Raw genomic sequence first — 14,465 nt, 5'->3', positions numbered from 1 at the left:
CGGTTTTCTCCTTCATTCCGGCTGAAAAACACTGAAAAAGCGGGACTTCCCATAAGGAAGTCCCGCCCCGCTGTTACAAAGATACGATATTTTCCGGCGGAAAGCAAATAGTGTTAAAAGCGCAGAGGCGTTAAAAAAACGGTTCACAACCTCCCGACAACGGCATGTCGCCCTTCTGAAAAGCGGCGGAAAACCATTCATGGCCGTACCTCATATCTTTTTTCAACCGTAGGCCAGTGCACAACACCCCAAAGTGCCGAAAGATGTTCGGCACGGCGGTTCTGATAGTCCAGATAATAGGCATGCTCCCAGACGTCAAAACCTAGAAGAGGCGTTTGGCCTTTGGCTATGGGGTTGTTGCCCCCTGCTTCCTGCAAGATAAGGAGAGTGCCGTCCTCAGCTTGTGCCAACCACACCCATCCCGAGCCGAAAAGGGCCGTGCCGCGTTTTATGAACTCGGTTTTGAAATTTTCAAAACTACCCCACTGCCGCTCGATGGCTTTGCCCAAAGCACCCTTCGGGCTCCCGCCGCCATGCGGAGAAAATTGCGTGAAGTAAAGATTGTGATTGAGCATTTGGCCCGCATTGTTAAAAATAGGGCCGGAGGCTTTGGTCATGATTTCCTCAAGAGGCATTTTCTCGTATTCCGTACCGGCTATGAGTTCATTAAGGTTCGCCACATAAGTGGCCAGATGCTTGCCATGGTGCAATTCCATTGTATGGCGGCTTATAGCCGGTTCGAGAGCATTGGTGGCATAGGGCAGTTTCATAAGGCTGAAACGGCCGGTTTGTGCCGGCAGGCCTAGAAAAAAGGAAAGCAGGAGCGTAGAGAGAAGTAATCGTTTCATGCTGTTGTGGTTTTTAAAATTAAAATGATGCAGACCCGCACCGCGCGGAGTAAACTGCGGCAGCTGTACGCGACACAACTGCTTTGGCAAAGGTAAGTCTTAACTTCCAGCCACCGTCTTAGCAAAGCATAAATGATACGGCACTTTCCCTAAATAAAAGCACAAAATGTAAAAAATGCCGGCATGTTCTTTCGAATATGCCGGCATTAAACTACTAAAACGAATAAGGCCGTTTTCTGAAACAATACAAAGACCCGCCGGCCATATTGGTGACGGCGTTTTCGCCTCAAGCGTTGGGAGCGTCCACGTAGCAGTTGATACTCCCGCTCCTGTAGTAATAATTCCCGTCGCAACTGATGGCCTTGCTCTTCGCACCCGTGGCTATGATGTCTATGGTTCCGCCATCAAAGGTAAATTCGCCTTTCACCTTGATGCCGCGACACTTCGACTCCAGCAGGGGATCGCCGGACATATAAGTGGTTCCCGTCACCGTCATCTTAACCAGAGAGGCGTTCCCTGAAGTCTGGTTTATCAGCAGATTCCCTCCGGAACTGATGCCTTTTGTGCCAAGACCGGAAACCGAAGCCGTAACGGTGCCGCCCGAAATGGTGAATTCAGCATCGCTCTTGAGACCCTTCACGTCATCGGCAGCCACGTCCATCGTCAGACTGCCGCCTTCAATGAACACCTGTCCGTTAAACTCGTCCGTGATATTCTTCGTCGCCGACACGTCCACGCAGTCGCCTTTTGTACCTCTGATATTGACAGTACCGCCCTCCATCTTGAAATACTGCTCAACGTGCATGCCGTCGTTCTCCGCGCGGAGAACCTCTATCGTGCCGAAATCCTTTTTGAGACGGGTATATTCATCGGAGGCAAAGGCGTGCTTGGTATTGCCCGTAAGGACAAGGCGACCGCCACCGCCAAATTCAGGATGCCCGTTGACGAAGAAACACGCCTTATGCACGCCCCCCGTACCATCGGTAAGCGTCGTGGTCGTTCCCGTAGGAAGAATAACGTCTATGCGCTTGCCGTTGGCAATGTCTATAGCTCCGGCCCGCCGGTTGGAAAGCGACAGGTTATTCAACGTAACAGTCGCCTTAAACTCACCGTCCATGAAAAAAGAACCGTCATCCGACGTACCGCTCAACGTATAGAAAACCTCTTCCTGAAGGTCGGCGGCCGCAATGACGCTGACATCCGCGCCACTCACCGTAACGGCCAGCTTCGGGGCAACGTTGCCCGCCACAGTGACATGGGCCGAGGCGCCGTTGTAAGTAATGTCCACGGCATTGTCCGTAACCTCGGAATTATCCACCGTAATGCTGTCTATCACAGCTATATCCCAGCTTTTTCCCATTACGGTAAGAAAAGTTCCGTCGCTATAAGTCATATCACCGGCCTGATTTGCAGGAACGGCAACTGTCACTGGTCCACTATGTATCTTTAAAGTCTGTGCCGCGGCAGTTACAGCCGTTGTCACACCAATAAGCATAAAAAGTACGAGTCGTTTCATTGTGCCGTCAATTTGAGGGTTTTATTGCCGAGGCGGACTATATATATTCCTTTTTCCAAACGGGAAGGATTGGCACGGCGGCCGTCGGCGGTATAAACCGTAACGGAAGTCCCGGCCGGTGCGTTGACAATTAATTTCCCTCCGACGATGCTTGCCGTTGCTTCGTTGCCGGCCGTAGTGGCGCTAATGCCGGTGGGTGTGGCGGAGAAGAACATTCTGCTCAGCAACGGGAGACTGAAAGTTTGTGTATCCGTGCCGTTGCTAGCGGTAAGCATGCCGTTCTTGAACGTTATCTTCAGGCCGCTGGCAGTAATACTTTTCTCCGTGCCGTCGGTGGTTTGGAAAGTCAGGTAGTCCGCCTTCTGCGCCTGAGCATTCGCGGCGAAAGCCAGCGTAGCGGCGATGGTGAGGAAATGTTTTTTCATAAGGGGGGGGAGGTTGTTGCTTAGAATTTGAATTTATAGCCGATGTCTATCACGTGTATGTCGTTGCTGGCATCGTCGTCTGCGCCGTTTTGGTATACGTAGGCTACCGACAGGGTGTGCTTTTTGTTGATTTTCCAGTCGCTTCCTGCCATCAGACGTGTTTTGTCGAGGTGGAGCGCGTTGCTCAGGTCGTTGCTGAACTCATAGGATACGAAAGGCTCGAGAGGGCAGTGGCGGATGTTGTAGGACATTTGCAGGCGTGAACGGAGGTAGTGGACATTTTTGGCTTTCCTGGGATTGTCCACTTGTTCGAAATTCATGAACTGTTCGCCATTCCACGTATAGGTCGGTCCGTTGTATCCGCCCTGCAACGGGTCGCGGTAGCGGTCGCGTATGCAGTCGGCTTTCATGTGGTGGGTGTACATATACCGCTCGCGAAGACTGAAGGTGAACCGCCCCGCGTCTATTTTTCCCGTTATATTGAAGTAGAGGCGATGTTTAGAGCGCCAAAAGCCGTGGTCAACGTTGTAGCCGTTGCGGCGTGTGCCCGTTTTGTTGTAGTTCACTTTGCTTTCTTGTGGTGAGCGGTCGTAGATATAGGAGTATCCAGCTCCCATTCTGAGCCATTTCAGGGGTTTGTAGCCTATGCCGATTGAGGCGTTCCAGCGTGCGGCGCTTTTCAGTTGCTGTTCGGCCCGGAAGTCAATGCCCGCTTCGGCGGAGAATTTCCTGTTGATTTTTTTCTCTGCCGATATGCCGGTCCAAATGCCGAAGTCATCGCCGGCTGCGGCCGTTGCTGCCGACAGTGAGAGGGGAAGCAGGAGTAGTCGTAGGGGAAGGTTCCTGAGATTCATGTTTGTGTGGGGAGTGGGTGGATGATTGGTTTTCAGATGTTCTCGTTGGGGAGTTTCAGTATGCGGTCCACTGATTTTATGGTGGCCGAATTGTCTTTGTAGAACACGCGCAGCATGGTCATGTCGGTGAGGAAGTCGACGGCTCCGACTTCGATGCGTACGATATCGAGGCCGAGTCGTTTCTCGAGGTCGGCTTTCAGGTCGTTGTAGCGTTCGGGTGTGATGAGGTCGATGTTGTCGTAGCGTACGAACTTGCATCCCACTTTACTGGCCAGCAGGTAGTTTTCGGCTCCCCATACGGTTGCTACCAGCATGAGGTTGGCTGCGATGCGTTCCACCAGGCTGAGGTCGGCTTTGGTGCCGTTGAGCACGGAGAGGGCTACCAGGAAGAAGAGATAGGTCATTTCGCGGATGGGCACGCTCTCTGTGCGGTAGCGTATGATGCCGAAGACGGCGAACAGTCCGAGCGCGGCGCCTATCTGGAGGTTGGAGCCGTCCATGAGATAGATGAGCATGAAGATGCTCACGGAGAGGAGCAGAAAGGTGAAGTAGTAGTCGCGCCGCCGGCCCTTGGGATAGTAGAACACGTGGACGATGAACCAGACGATGGCGAAGTTGAAGAAGAAACGCAGGCTCATTTCCATGAGTCCGTTGAGGTTGCAGAAGTTTTCGCTGAAGATTTGTTGTAGGTATTGCATGAGTTAGTAAAGATAGAGGTGTTTTTTAGTGAGGTGGGTGTAGCTTTTCTTTTGTGCCGGCAGGTCAGAGGGAATGCTTGCGGGCTATTTTGTCGATTTTCCTCAGCCGTGGCTTGAAGCGGTTCTGATTCAGATTGCTGTTGGTTATGGAGGTGCCTATGCAGTACTTGCTGAAGCCGGCCGGCTTTATGCGCAGTTCGCGCAGCAGGGGCAGGATGGGCGATGGCACGCGTCCGTCGCGCTTGAGCTCAATGATGGCGATGTCGGCCATGTCGGCTTCAAGTTTTGTCTCGTAGTTGTAGAAGTGCAGGCCGAAGTCGATGGTTAGCCGTTCCGTTTTGTCGAAATTCACCAGTGTGATGCGGTTGAAGCGGTTGCCCAGCGTAGGGGTTATCTCGTTGAACGAATAGCCTGATATGCTTTTGAGAAACTCTTCTCCGGCCTGTTTGTCGATGACCTCCTCGAGTGAGGGTACGGCTACGCGTTTCTTGCGTGTCAGGCCGTGGTTGTCTTTCTTTTTTATTTCGAGGAAAGTGTCGTGTGTGTCGAGGTAAGTGCGCACGCGTACTTTTGTGCGCGGCCAATGTCCGCAGTGGTGGTTGCGGAACATTCTGTGATGTTCAGGCTCGTCCCAGTAGGTAGTGCTGTAAGGACTGATGCGGTGACCGCACGTGTCCTGCACGTAATACCGTCCCTGCGCCTTTTTCAGCAAACGTCCCAAAGTGGGGATATTGGTGACGAATTTGGTGTCTGTCCGGTTCATGAGCCGGATGGCTGACATTTCTTCAAGCGTGATGGGTGGCATTGCGGAAACCAGCGGGGTCAGGTGTTCGAGTGCTTTCTCCATAGTAACCGCAAAAATATATAAAAAAAGTTTGCCTGCCAAAGGAATAGCTTGAAAATGCGATAAATATGAAACAGTGGTAAGTTACGTCAATGAAGGGCCTTCCCGACTTTAACATTTTTAACTTTCCGTAACACTTTGGCGTGTTAAAACATAGCTTGTAAATAGTGGAGGAGAAAAAGTCCTTATTGGAATTTTAACTCGAATACTTGGATTTTGAATTCGAATACGGGGAATTTCGGGAAGAAATACGGCGTTTTTTTCCTTTATTCCAGCTGAAAAGCACTGAAAAAGCGGGACTTTCCACAAGGAAGTCCCGCTTGGCTGTTACAAAGTAACGATAATTTCCGGCGGAACGCAAGAAATGTTAAAATTGAAAATCCGATGTCTTGCCGGCGAAGGTCGAGGCCGGCAGACCGTACCGGTTGACGAGGTTGGCCCGTGTGAAGGGTTGCCAGCCGTAGCGCACGGCACACGGCACGGACACTTCGGGATTTTTCACAACGATGGTCTCTCCTTCTATGCGTGCCGTGGCGGCGTGGAACAGGCCGTCGCTGCCTGCCACTTCAAAGCCTGTCAGTTCTTTGGCTCCGCCGGCCGCTTGCAGACCGTCGGCATGGCGGAAGGTCAGGCGGAGGGTTTTGCCCTCGCGCACAGTTCCTGCGTATTCGGGGCCTGAGGAGCAGAGCCTGTACCCGTAAGTGTGGGCAAGGGCGGAGCGTACCAGGCGGTCGGATACCTCACGCTTGTGGCGCGGATGTACGTCGAGAGAGTCGCCCAGGTCTGACGAAACGGCCATCCACGTGTGCGGCAGCGTGTCGGCCAGCCGTCGCTGGCTGTCGCGGAAGTGAGGCCACGAGGGACGTGTGGCGATGCTCGACAGCTGCACGAAGTAGAAAGGCAGGTCGGGACGCTGCCAGTAGGCGCGCCAGCTGCGCTGGAGCATGTTGAAGAGTCGTTCGTGGAGTTCTATGTTATGCGCGTTCGATTCGCCCTGATACCACAGTACGCCGCCGATGGCGTAGTCTTTGAGCGGCAGGATGGCACTCTCGAAGAGGTAGGCCGGTTCGTAGGGATGGCGTTGTCGCGGGTTGGCGGCTTGCTTGATGTTGAGTTTGGCGCGGTCGCGCGCCCAGTCCATGATGTGGTCGTTCTCTTTCCAGTTGCGCAGGATGGCCGGCAGTTCGCGTTCCAGCATGGCGCGGTCAATCCAGTTCTCGGTGCATGAGCCTCCCACGGCGTTGCTGATGAGTCCCACATGGCAGCCCAGACTGTCGGCCAGCTGCCGGCCGAAGTTGTAGGCAATGGCTGAGAAGTTGCCTGCGGTGGCGGCGCTGCTGCGCTCCCAGCGGCCTGGCATGACGTAGAGCAGGCGGTTGACGGAATCGAGCCGTTCGGCGGCCCATTCCTTGGCATAGGTCGGCTCTATGGAAGGCATGTTGTAGAGATGCAGGCGGGTGGCTTTGTCGGCGGCGGCAATGTCTTCGGCGGCGGTGGCGATTTGGCGCAGGCGCATTTCCATGTTCGACTGTCCGGAGCAGAGCCACACTTCGCCCAGCCATACGTCCTTGAATGTGACGTGTCGGTTGCCGGCTTCAATGTGCATTTCGTAGGGGCCTCCGGCAGGTTGCGGAGGGAGGCTTACGCTCCATGATCCGTTGCTGCCGGCTGTGGCAGTGAGCTTGCGTCCCAGGAATTTCACTTTGACACGTTCTCCGGCGTTGGCTGTGCCGTTGATGGTAAGAGGCTGGTTGCGCTGGAGCACCATGCCGTCGCCGTATGTTACCGGCAGTTGCAGTCCGCCGTAGTTGCCTGTCAGCGCACCATATACGGTGTGTGCCAGAATTTCGGCGCCTTCGGCGTTGGGGTGCAGTGCGTCGGGAAAGAGGTCGGGCCGGCGGTGGAGGGGGGTGTAGAGGTCGATGAGGCCCGTTCCGGCGCCTTCGGCCACGAGGCGGATGTGGTCCTGAATAAGTGCGTGCCATTCACGCGTGCCGCTGTCGAAACGCCGGTGGTCGTGGAATATGGGTGTCATGAGGCATATCCACACCCGGGCGTGGGGATTGGCTGTGCGGAAGGAGTCGATGAGGGCGTGATAGTCGGCAACGAAATCGTCGCGGTGTTGCGGCCAGTTGCGGGGGTCGGTGTCGTTAAGGCCGAGGTGGATGACAACGATGTCGGCCTTGAAGTCGAGGGCCTGGCGGTATTCGGGCACTTTTACGTAAGGCCGGTGGCCGCGGTTCAGGAGTGTGGAGCCGCTGTGGCCGAAGTTGCGTACTTCATAATCCGGTCCGAGCATTTCCTGCAGGCGTGTGGGATATGATTCTTTTTCTCGGTTGGGCAGTCCCATGCCGTAGGTGACGCTGTTACCTACGCAGGCTACTTTCAGCCGTTGGCGGCCGCTCAATGGCAGGCAGAGCAGCAGCGTGAGTAATAGGAAATAATTTTTTTTCATGTATCAGTGTGTTTGTTTTGATGACGGGATGATTTTTTCAATGGCGGGTTTCTTCTGTGTGCTTCCACAGGCGGATGATGTAATAGGCTACATGCAGCAGGCCGAAAACAACGGCTACGATGAGCATGGTATGGTCGGAAGTCCATCCGGCGGACTGTTGGTGCCAAAGGCCTGTGATGATGCAGAGCCCCGAGAGCGCCAGCCCGAGCATGTAGAGAATGCTCACGCCGCGGCGGCGCGCTACGCCGGTTTCGAGGCTGCTGTGGCGCAAACCGTAGTGGCTGTAGATGTCAATGCCGATGAGCATCCACAGAACCAGGCGTATCCAAGTGTCGGCGGGAAGGAATATCATCAGGCTCAGGCACGTGAGAATGCCGGCAACGGGTACGAACGGAACCAGCGGTGTGCGGAAGGTGCGGGGCACGTGGGGCATTGTCTTGCGCACGATGAGCACGCCGGCACATACCAGCGTGAAGGCCAGCAAGGTGCCGATGCTCGTCATCTCGCCGGCCATGCGGGCAGGAATGAGGGCTGCAAGCGAGGCCACTACGCTCATGCAGATGAGGTTGTTGCGCCAAGGCGTGCGGAAGCGGCGGTGTATTTTCGAGAATACGGGTGGCAGCAATCCGTCGTGACTCATCGACATGAAAATGCGGCTCTGGGCCATGAGCAATACGAGAATGACAGAGCAGTAGCCCACAAGAATGGCCAGCACTACGGCTTTGTTAAGCCAGGGAAAGTCGGGGACAACCGCGCCGTTGCCTGCAACCGTCCCCATGTGGTCGATGGCGATGGCTACGGGAGCGATACCTTCCTGTCCGGCAAATTCGCGATAGTTGGCTACGCCTGTCATGACATGGGCAAACACCATGTAGAGGATAGTGCAGATGAGCAGCGAGAGGAGTATGCCCAGCGGCATGTTGCGTTTGGGGTTCCGCGTTTCCTGTGCGGCGGTGCTCACTGCATCGAAGCCGAGAAAGGCGAAGAATACGATGGCGGCGCCTCGCAATACGCCGCTCCAGCCGTACTGGCCTATTTGGCCGGCATTGTCGGGAAGATAAGGCGTGTAGTTGGCCGTGTCGATATAGCGCCAGCCGAGGAATACGAAAACAAGTATGACGGCTACCTTGAGCAATACAATGATATTGTTGATGAGGGAACTCTCGCGGGTGCCGCGTATGAGGAAAAGGCTCATGATTATGACGATGGCCGCTGCGGGTATGTTGATGATGCCGCCGTCCCACGGACAGGCGGTCAGTTCGTGCGGCAAGGAGATGCCGACACCTTGGAGAAATTTTACGAAGTATTGGCTCCACGAAATGCTTACGGTAATGGCTGCCACAGTGTATTCTAAAATCAAATCCCAACCGATGATCCAGGCAATCAGTTCGCCCATCGTGGCGTAAGAATAGGTGTAGGCACTGCCGGCTATGGGAATCATTGACGCGAATTCGGCGTAGCACAAACCGGCAAAGGCGCACCCGATGGCGGCAATGGCAAATGAAAGCGTGATGGCCGGTCCGGTGTATTCGGCGGCTACCGCGCCTGTTATGGAGAATAGTCCTGCACCGATGATAACGCCGACGCCGAAGGCTATCAGTCCGATGGGACCGAGAACGCGGCGTAGCGTTCCTTTTCCGTTGCCGGCAGCTTCGGCCTGAAGAAGTGTAAATGATTTTCTGATGAATATGCCCATGAAAGGAAATAATCTTTTAATAATGGAAATACGCCGGATTGTAACTGGAATACATTTCTTTTGAACGGCGGTATGTCTGCTTGTCGCTTCTATAGATCTGTCTGTAACCGGTATACGTTAGTGTCGCGCAACGCGAACCCTGCATTTCTGTAAAGCGCATTGGCTGCTGTGCGGAGGGGACGCGAGGTGAGATTGAGCGATTTGGCTTGTAAATGTGTCGCTTCGGATTTCAATGTCTCGATGAGTTGTCGGGCATATCCTCTTTCGCGGCAAGTTTCGTCTACGACAACATCTTCTATCCAGGCTTTGACGCCCGTAGGGGAGGCACAGAGGCACAATGTGGCCATTCCGCAGATGTTTGCAGTCTCGTCACGGACGATGTAGACGTATGTCGTTTCGTTTTTTACGAGGCGGTAAAGGTCTGTGGCAGTGAGTGGAGTGGCTTGTTGGCTGAGTTGTGGTAAAAGTCGGTTGACGGCTTCGGTTGCCGTGGGGCACTCTTCGGCGCTGAGTAATCGGATGTCGGCCTTGTTCAGATTGCGGAGCATTTCCGTTACGGTTTGTCTCCTCAGAGGATGTTTGAGTTCGGGTGCCAGTTCGTGGAGCAGTTCGAGCACGAAGCGGCGTTCTTGCAGGAGGGGATGCGGCAGTATGAGCTTGTCGGTTTCGACTACGGTGTTGCCGAGCAGAAGCAAATCGATGTCTATCACACGGTCGGTGTATACGCCGCCGGCACTTTTGATGGTGCGTCCCATCCGGCGTTCTACGTCCTGCGTGGCGGCGAGCAGTTCGGTTGGCGAGAGTTCTGTTTCGAAAACCGCTACTGCGTTGAGAAACATGTTTTCGGATATGAACCCGACGGGGCGTGTTACAAAGAAAGAAGAGCACCCGACGGGCGCACCGATGCGCTCGCCGAGTGCTTTCACGGCTGTTTTGATGTTTTTTTCGCGGTCGCCGATGTTGGCGCCCAAACCTACATAGAGTAGCATGTGCTGTAAGGTGAAAAAAATATGTCAGTCCACGATGAGCATCACATCGCCGAATGGTCCGAATTTGTAGTCTTCGCGCAGGGCTACATCGTAGGCTTCCATCGTGTAGTCGTAGTCTCCGAAAGCCGCTGTGAGCATGAGTAGCGTGGAGTAGGGGAGGTGGAAGTTTGAGAGCATGGCGTCGGCTACGGTGAAGTCGTAGGGTGGGAATATGAATTTGTTGGTCCAGCCTTCGAATGCCTTTATGCGGCTGTTTGTGCCCACGCAGGCTTCCAGCGCGCGTTGTACGGTTGTGCCCACGGCTACGATTTTGTGTTCGTTGTCCTTGGCGTCGTTGATAATGCGGCAGCATTCCTCCTGCACAAATATCTGTTCGGAGTCCATTTTGTGTTTGGTAAGGTCTTCCACGTCTGTGTTGCGGAAGTTGCCAAGTCCGCAGTGAAGGGTGATGTAGGCAAAGTCTATGCCCTTGATTTCCATTCGCTTCATGAGTTCTCGTGAGAAGTGCATGCCGGCTGTCGGTGCTGTAACAGCTCCTTCGTGTTTGGCGAATATGCATTGGAAACGTTCCAGGTCTTCCGGTTCCGAACCGCGGCCTACGAATCGTGGAACGGGTGCTTCTCCCAGAGCGTAGAGTGAGCGCTTGAATTCTTCGTGGTCACCGTCGTAGAGGAAACGCAAGGTACGTCCGCGGCTAGTGGTGTTGTCTATGACTTCGGCTACGATGGAGTTGTCTTCGCCGAAGTAGAGTTTGTTGCCGATGCGTATTTTGCGCGCCGGGTCAACGAGTACGTCCCACAAACGCAGTTCCTGATTCAGTTCGCGCAGGAGGAATACCTCGATGCGCGCTCCCGTTTTTTCCTTGTTGCCGTAAAGGCGGGCGGGAAATACTTTTGTGTCGTTGAAGACGAAGACATCGTGTTCGTCGAAGTAGTCGAGCACGTCTTTGAACATTTTGTGTTCTATCTCACCCGTTTTTCGGTGGAGCACCATCATGCGGCATTCATCGCGGTGGGGGGCCGGATACTGGGCTATTTTTTCGTCGGGAAGTTTGAATTTGAATTGGGAAAGTTTCATATAACTTGCGGGTTGTTTTTCTACGTAATATTATATATAATGTGTGCGTGCGTCAGTTTCGGGGCAAATCAGTTTCCACTTCGATGCCTTCCAGCCACTTTTCAAAATTTTCGAGTGTGAAGCAGGTCTCTTCGCCGTAACTGCCCACGCGGGTGCGGCGCAGCGCCGTGAGATGGGCGCCGCTCTTCAAGGCCTGACCGATGTCGCGCGCCAGCGCGCGAATGTACGTACCCTTGGAGCAGATCACGCGGATGGTGATTTGAGGGTGTTCCTCATGGCCGAGTTCGCAACGCAACAATTCTATTTCGTCAATGCGCAGGGGCTTGGCTTTGAGTTCAACGTCTTTTCCCTTGCGCGCCAGGTCATAGGCGCGCTTGCCGTCTACCTTGCAGGCCGAGAATGCGGGCGGTACTTGCATGATTTCTCCAATGAACTGCGTAAGGACTTGCCTTACGGCCGCTTCGGTGATGTGTGCGGTCGGGAAGGTGGCGTCAATGTCGTGCTCGAGGTCAAAGCTCGGTGTGGTGGCTCCGAGACGCAACGTGGCTATGTATTCTTTCACGCCAGCCTGCAACTGTTCTATCTGTTTGGTGGCCCGACCGGTGCATATAATCATTACGCCCGAAGCCAAAGGGTCGAGTGTGCCGGCATGGCCTACTTTGATTTTTTTTCCGCCCATGCGGCGCGTCAGCAGCCAGCGCACTTTGGCCACCAGGCCGAACGATGTCATGCCCAGTGGTTTTTCGAATGCCAGTATCTGTCCTGTCAGGAAATTCATCGGCCGAATATTAGAGTGAGAATACCTGCTGCCAGACAGTACCAGGCAAAGTAAATCAGTTTGCCTTTGCTGACGATGCTTATCATCCACTTGCAGGCGATGATGCCAGCCACAAAGGCTGCTATGAAGCCTACGGCAAGTGCGCTGGCTGACAATCCGTTAAAGGCTTCGCTGATGCCGTTTTCCGCAGCGTCTTTAAGGTCGAGCAAGGCCTCGCCCAAAATGGGGGGGATGACCATGAGAAATGAGAATTGCGCCATGGCCGTTTTCTTGTTGCCCAGCATGAGGCCGGTAGCAATCGTTGTGCCCGACCGGCTCAGGCCGGGCAGTACGGCCAAAGCTTGGGAAAGACCTATGATGAACGCGTCGCGCAGGGATATTTGCTCCTTTTGCCGCGGCTGGGCGTAGTAGGAAAAGGCCAGCAGCGCTGCCGTCACCAGCAGGCAGCAGCCCACTACCGTGAGCCCTGAGCCGAAGACGGCCTTCACGTGGTCTTTGAAAAATACGCCTACGATGCCGATGGGTATCATCGACACCAGAATGTTGAGCACATAGCGCTGGTCGCCGTTCAGGCCGGCCAGTCCCGGTCCTCCGGCCGGCCGTGAGCAGGTGCCTTTGAGTATTTTCCATATTTCGCCGCCCAGCACCACCAGTGTGCTCAGCACTGTTGCCACGTGTACGGCTACGGTGAACATCATGTTTTCTTCGGCTTCCACTCCAAAGAGGGCGGAGCCTATGGCCAGATGGCCGCTGCTGCTCACGGGCAGGTATTCCGTGAGTCCTTGCAGCAGTCCGAGGATGAGTGCTTCAATAATATCCATCTGTACGGGTCTTTTTTATTCTCCGGCCTTGTCATGGCCGCCATTCCTGGTGCGTGGTTTGCGGATGATGGCGAAGATGATGAAGAGGTAACCCGCGAAGCACACGAGCGGTGCCACTTTGATGCGCCGGGCGTCGAAGATGGCAGGATTGAACTCTTCGGCCGTGGAGCCGCTGCCCGACATCAGTATGAAGCCGATAATGACAACGGCCATGCCGATGGCCAGCAGAATGAAGTTCATGCGGTCGAAAGCGAATACTTTTTTGTTGCTCATATTCTTGATTTTTATGTTTTGTTACTTTGCTGTAGGGCCGTTGGTGTGCAGGCCGGTGTCATTTGAGATACACCTGATCGGTGGTCATGCGCAGGTGGCGGTTGACAGAGAAGAACGTACAGAGCAGCGTGAGCATCAGGCCGCATACGAGCACGCTCCCCAAGGTGGCCGCCATGACGAGCGGTGTGATAACCTCGAATTCGTTGTTGACGTTCATGTGCATCAGTGCCTGCATGCCGGCCAGCAGCAGCCCGTCGGCCACGAGTGCGGCAATGAGTCCTATCCAAAAGGCGCGCGCCATGAAGGGGCGGCGTATGAAACTCCACTTGGCTCCTACCAGTTTCATGGTGAGTATGGAGAAACGGCGGGCGTAGATGCTCATGCGCACCGTGTTGTTGATGAGCGAGAACGACACGAAAGCCAGCAGTGCGGCCACGGCCAGCAACACGCCCGATATGATGTGTATGGTGTGGTTCATGGTGGCCATGAGGTCAAGCGGATAAACCACCTCCTTCACGTAAGGGCGTTTCTGAAGGGCTGTCACGTAGCGCGCCAGACTGTCCTTGTTGGCGTATTCGGCTTTGAGAAACACCTCGTATTCGGCCGGAATGGGGCTGCCTCCGAGGAAATCTTCCGGCCCTCCGTCAAGGTCGCGCATCATTTCGCGGGTACCCTGTTCCTTGGAGATGTAGTTCACCTGCTTGGTGCAGGGCATCCGTTTGAGATCGTTTTTGAGCGCCATGAGATCGCGTGTCGATATGCTGTCGTCAAGGAGCACTTCCACTGTAAAGTTTTCGCGTACAGAGCGGCTGAAGTTCATAGCCATGGTCACAAACATGACCACTGCGCCCAGCAGTATGAGTACCATCGTGGTGCTGATGGTCGAGGTGATGTTGCCCAGCGCGCCGCCGTTTTTCTTTTTCTTCTTTGCCATATTTCAGTTTGGATAGGTGGTGGGTGGCTGCCCTGCCGGCGACCGGCCGGACACACTCCACCTTAAATTCGTACAAAAATACAACATTTGGCACGTATTTTCGCATTTGTCTGCTTTGTTTTAACAAAGTTTTTGGTTGTGAGAGGTTGTCTTTTGTGGTGTCTCGCTTTTTCAGCCATTGTTTGAATGGTTGTCTTCAGCTTTTTTCCGGCCGACGACTTTAACATATTTAACTTTCCGAAACACTCCGGCGTGTT

14 protein-coding genes are annotated in these 14,465 nt (G+C 54.3%); all 14 read right to left on the bottom strand.

What is annotated here, in order from left to right; all coding sequences use genetic code 11:
• Positions 1–197 precede the first annotated feature (197 nt).
• Positions 198–770, bottom strand: a complete 573-nt coding sequence (locus C5S62_RS10675) for a superoxide dismutase (protein ID WP_223301222.1) — start codon at positions 768–770, stop codon at positions 198–200.
• Positions 771–1,134: 364 nt separating this feature from the next.
• The gene (locus C5S62_RS10670) at positions 1,135–2,364 is read right to left on the bottom strand and encodes a carbohydrate-binding domain-containing protein (protein ID WP_104405364.1); all 1,230 of its coding nucleotides are present in this window, start codon (positions 2,362–2,364) and stop codon (positions 1,135–1,137) included.
• Positions 2,361–2,789 carry a hypothetical protein gene (locus tag C5S62_RS10665; protein WP_104405363.1) on the bottom strand — a complete coding sequence of 143 codons (429 nt, stop codon included), beginning with the start codon at positions 2,787–2,789 and terminating at the stop codon, positions 2,361–2,363. The genes C5S62_RS10670 and C5S62_RS10665 overlap by 4 nt, the downstream gene beginning before the upstream one ends.
• A 20-nt stretch (positions 2,790–2,809) precedes the next feature.
• Positions 2,810–3,643: a DUF2490 domain-containing protein gene (locus C5S62_RS10660; RefSeq protein ID WP_104405362.1), complete on the bottom strand. Its 834-nt coding sequence runs from the start codon at positions 3,641–3,643 to the stop codon at positions 2,810–2,812.
• 32 nt (positions 3,644–3,675) lie between these two features.
• Positions 3,676–4,341 (bottom strand): DUF4956 domain-containing protein, encoded by a 666-nt coding sequence (locus C5S62_RS10655; RefSeq protein ID WP_104405361.1) that lies wholly within the window; start codon positions 4,339–4,341, stop codon positions 3,676–3,678.
• A 64-nt stretch (positions 4,342–4,405) separates the two neighbouring features.
• A complete protein-coding gene (locus C5S62_RS10650) occupies positions 4,406–5,188 on the bottom strand; it encodes a polyphosphate polymerase domain-containing protein (protein ID WP_104405360.1) in 783 nt (260 codons plus the stop codon).
• Positions 5,189–5,552: 364 nt separating this feature from the next.
• On the bottom strand, positions 5,553–7,640 hold the full coding sequence (locus tag C5S62_RS10645) for a GDSL-type esterase/lipase family protein (RefSeq protein ID WP_104405359.1): 2,088 nt from the start codon (positions 7,638–7,640) through the stop codon (positions 5,553–5,555).
• A 37-nt stretch (positions 7,641–7,677) separates the two neighbouring features.
• Positions 7,678–9,336, bottom strand: a complete 1,659-nt coding sequence (locus C5S62_RS10640; RefSeq protein ID WP_104405358.1) for an amino acid permease — start codon at positions 9,334–9,336, stop codon at positions 7,678–7,680.
• An 89-nt stretch (positions 9,337–9,425) separates the two neighbouring features.
• Entirely contained in the window at positions 9,426–10,325 is a 900-nt protein-coding gene (gene folK, locus C5S62_RS14150; RefSeq protein ID WP_190311583.1) for a 2-amino-4-hydroxy-6-hydroxymethyldihydropteridine diphosphokinase, read from the bottom strand.
• Between the two features lie 24 nt (positions 10,326–10,349).
• Complete coding sequence (gene queA / locus C5S62_RS10630; protein ID WP_104405357.1) at positions 10,350–11,402, bottom strand: tRNA preQ1(34) S-adenosylmethionine ribosyltransferase-isomerase QueA; 1,053 nt, start codon at positions 11,400–11,402, stop codon at positions 10,350–10,352.
• Positions 11,403–11,454: 52 nt separating this feature from the next.
• Entirely contained in the window at positions 11,455–12,180 is a 726-nt protein-coding gene (truB, locus tag C5S62_RS10625; protein ID WP_104405356.1) for a tRNA pseudouridine(55) synthase TruB, read from the bottom strand.
• The gene (locus C5S62_RS10620) at positions 12,177–13,001 is read right to left on the bottom strand and encodes an undecaprenyl-diphosphate phosphatase (protein WP_104405355.1); all 825 of its coding nucleotides are present in this window, start codon (positions 12,999–13,001) and stop codon (positions 12,177–12,179) included. The genes truB and C5S62_RS10620 overlap by 4 nt, the downstream gene beginning before the upstream one ends.
• A 15-nt stretch (positions 13,002–13,016) precedes the next feature.
• Positions 13,017–13,274 (bottom strand): DUF3098 domain-containing protein, encoded by a 258-nt coding sequence (locus tag C5S62_RS10615; protein ID WP_104405354.1) that lies wholly within the window; start codon positions 13,272–13,274, stop codon positions 13,017–13,019.
• A 58-nt stretch (positions 13,275–13,332) separates the two neighbouring features.
• Positions 13,333–14,208 (bottom strand): ABC transporter permease, encoded by an 876-nt coding sequence (locus tag C5S62_RS10610; protein ID WP_104405353.1) that lies wholly within the window; start codon positions 14,206–14,208, stop codon positions 13,333–13,335.
• Positions 14,209–14,465 lie beyond the last annotated feature (257 nt).

This window comes from Prevotella sp. MGM2, assembly GCF_002933955.1.
Lineage (GTDB): Bacteria > Bacteroidota > Bacteroidia > Bacteroidales > Bacteroidaceae > Alloprevotella.
Note: the sequence above shows the minus strand (reverse complement) of the source record. Positions and strands in the feature narration are given on the sequence as shown.

Coding starts and splice junctions, on each gene's coding strand:
- C5S62_RS10675 (WP_223301222.1), bottom strand. CDS start 770: ATGAAACTGCCCTATGCCACCAATGCTCTCGAACCGGCTATAAGCCGC.
- C5S62_RS10670 (WP_104405364.1), bottom strand. CDS start 2,364: ATGAAACGACTCGTACTTTTTATGCTTATTGGTGTGACAACGGCTGTA.
- C5S62_RS10665 (WP_104405363.1), bottom strand. CDS start 2,789: ATGAAAAAACATTTCCTCACCATCGCCGCTACGCTGGCTTTCGCCGCG.
- C5S62_RS10660 (WP_104405362.1), bottom strand. CDS start 3,643: ATGAATCTCAGGAACCTTCCCCTACGACTACTCCTGCTTCCCCTCTCA.
- C5S62_RS10655 (WP_104405361.1), bottom strand. CDS start 4,341: ATGCAATACCTACAACAAATCTTCAGCGAAAACTTCTGCAACCTCAAC.
- C5S62_RS10650 (WP_104405360.1), bottom strand. CDS start 5,188: ATGGAGAAAGCACTCGAACACCTGACCCCGCTGGTTTCCGCAATGCCA.
- C5S62_RS10645 (WP_104405359.1), bottom strand. CDS start 7,640: ATGAAAAAAAATTATTTCCTATTACTCACGCTGCTGCTCTGCCTGCCA.
- C5S62_RS10640 (WP_104405358.1), bottom strand. CDS start 9,336: ATGGGCATATTCATCAGAAAATCATTTACACTTCTTCAGGCCGAAGCT.
- folK (WP_190311583.1), bottom strand. CDS start 10,325: ATGCTACTCTATGTAGGTTTGGGCGCCAACATCGGCGACCGCGAAAAA.
- queA (WP_104405357.1), bottom strand. CDS start 11,402: ATGAAACTTTCCCAATTCAAATTCAAACTTCCCGACGAAAAAATAGCC.
- truB (WP_104405356.1), bottom strand. CDS start 12,180: ATGAATTTCCTGACAGGACAGATACTGGCATTCGAAAAACCACTGGGC.
- C5S62_RS10620 (WP_104405355.1), bottom strand. CDS start 13,001: ATGGATATTATTGAAGCACTCATCCTCGGACTGCTGCAAGGACTCACG.
- C5S62_RS10615 (WP_104405354.1), bottom strand. CDS start 13,274: ATGAGCAACAAAAAAGTATTCGCTTTCGACCGCATGAACTTCATTCTG.
- C5S62_RS10610 (WP_104405353.1), bottom strand. CDS start 14,208: ATGGCAAAGAAGAAAAAGAAAAACGGCGGCGCGCTGGGCAACATCACC.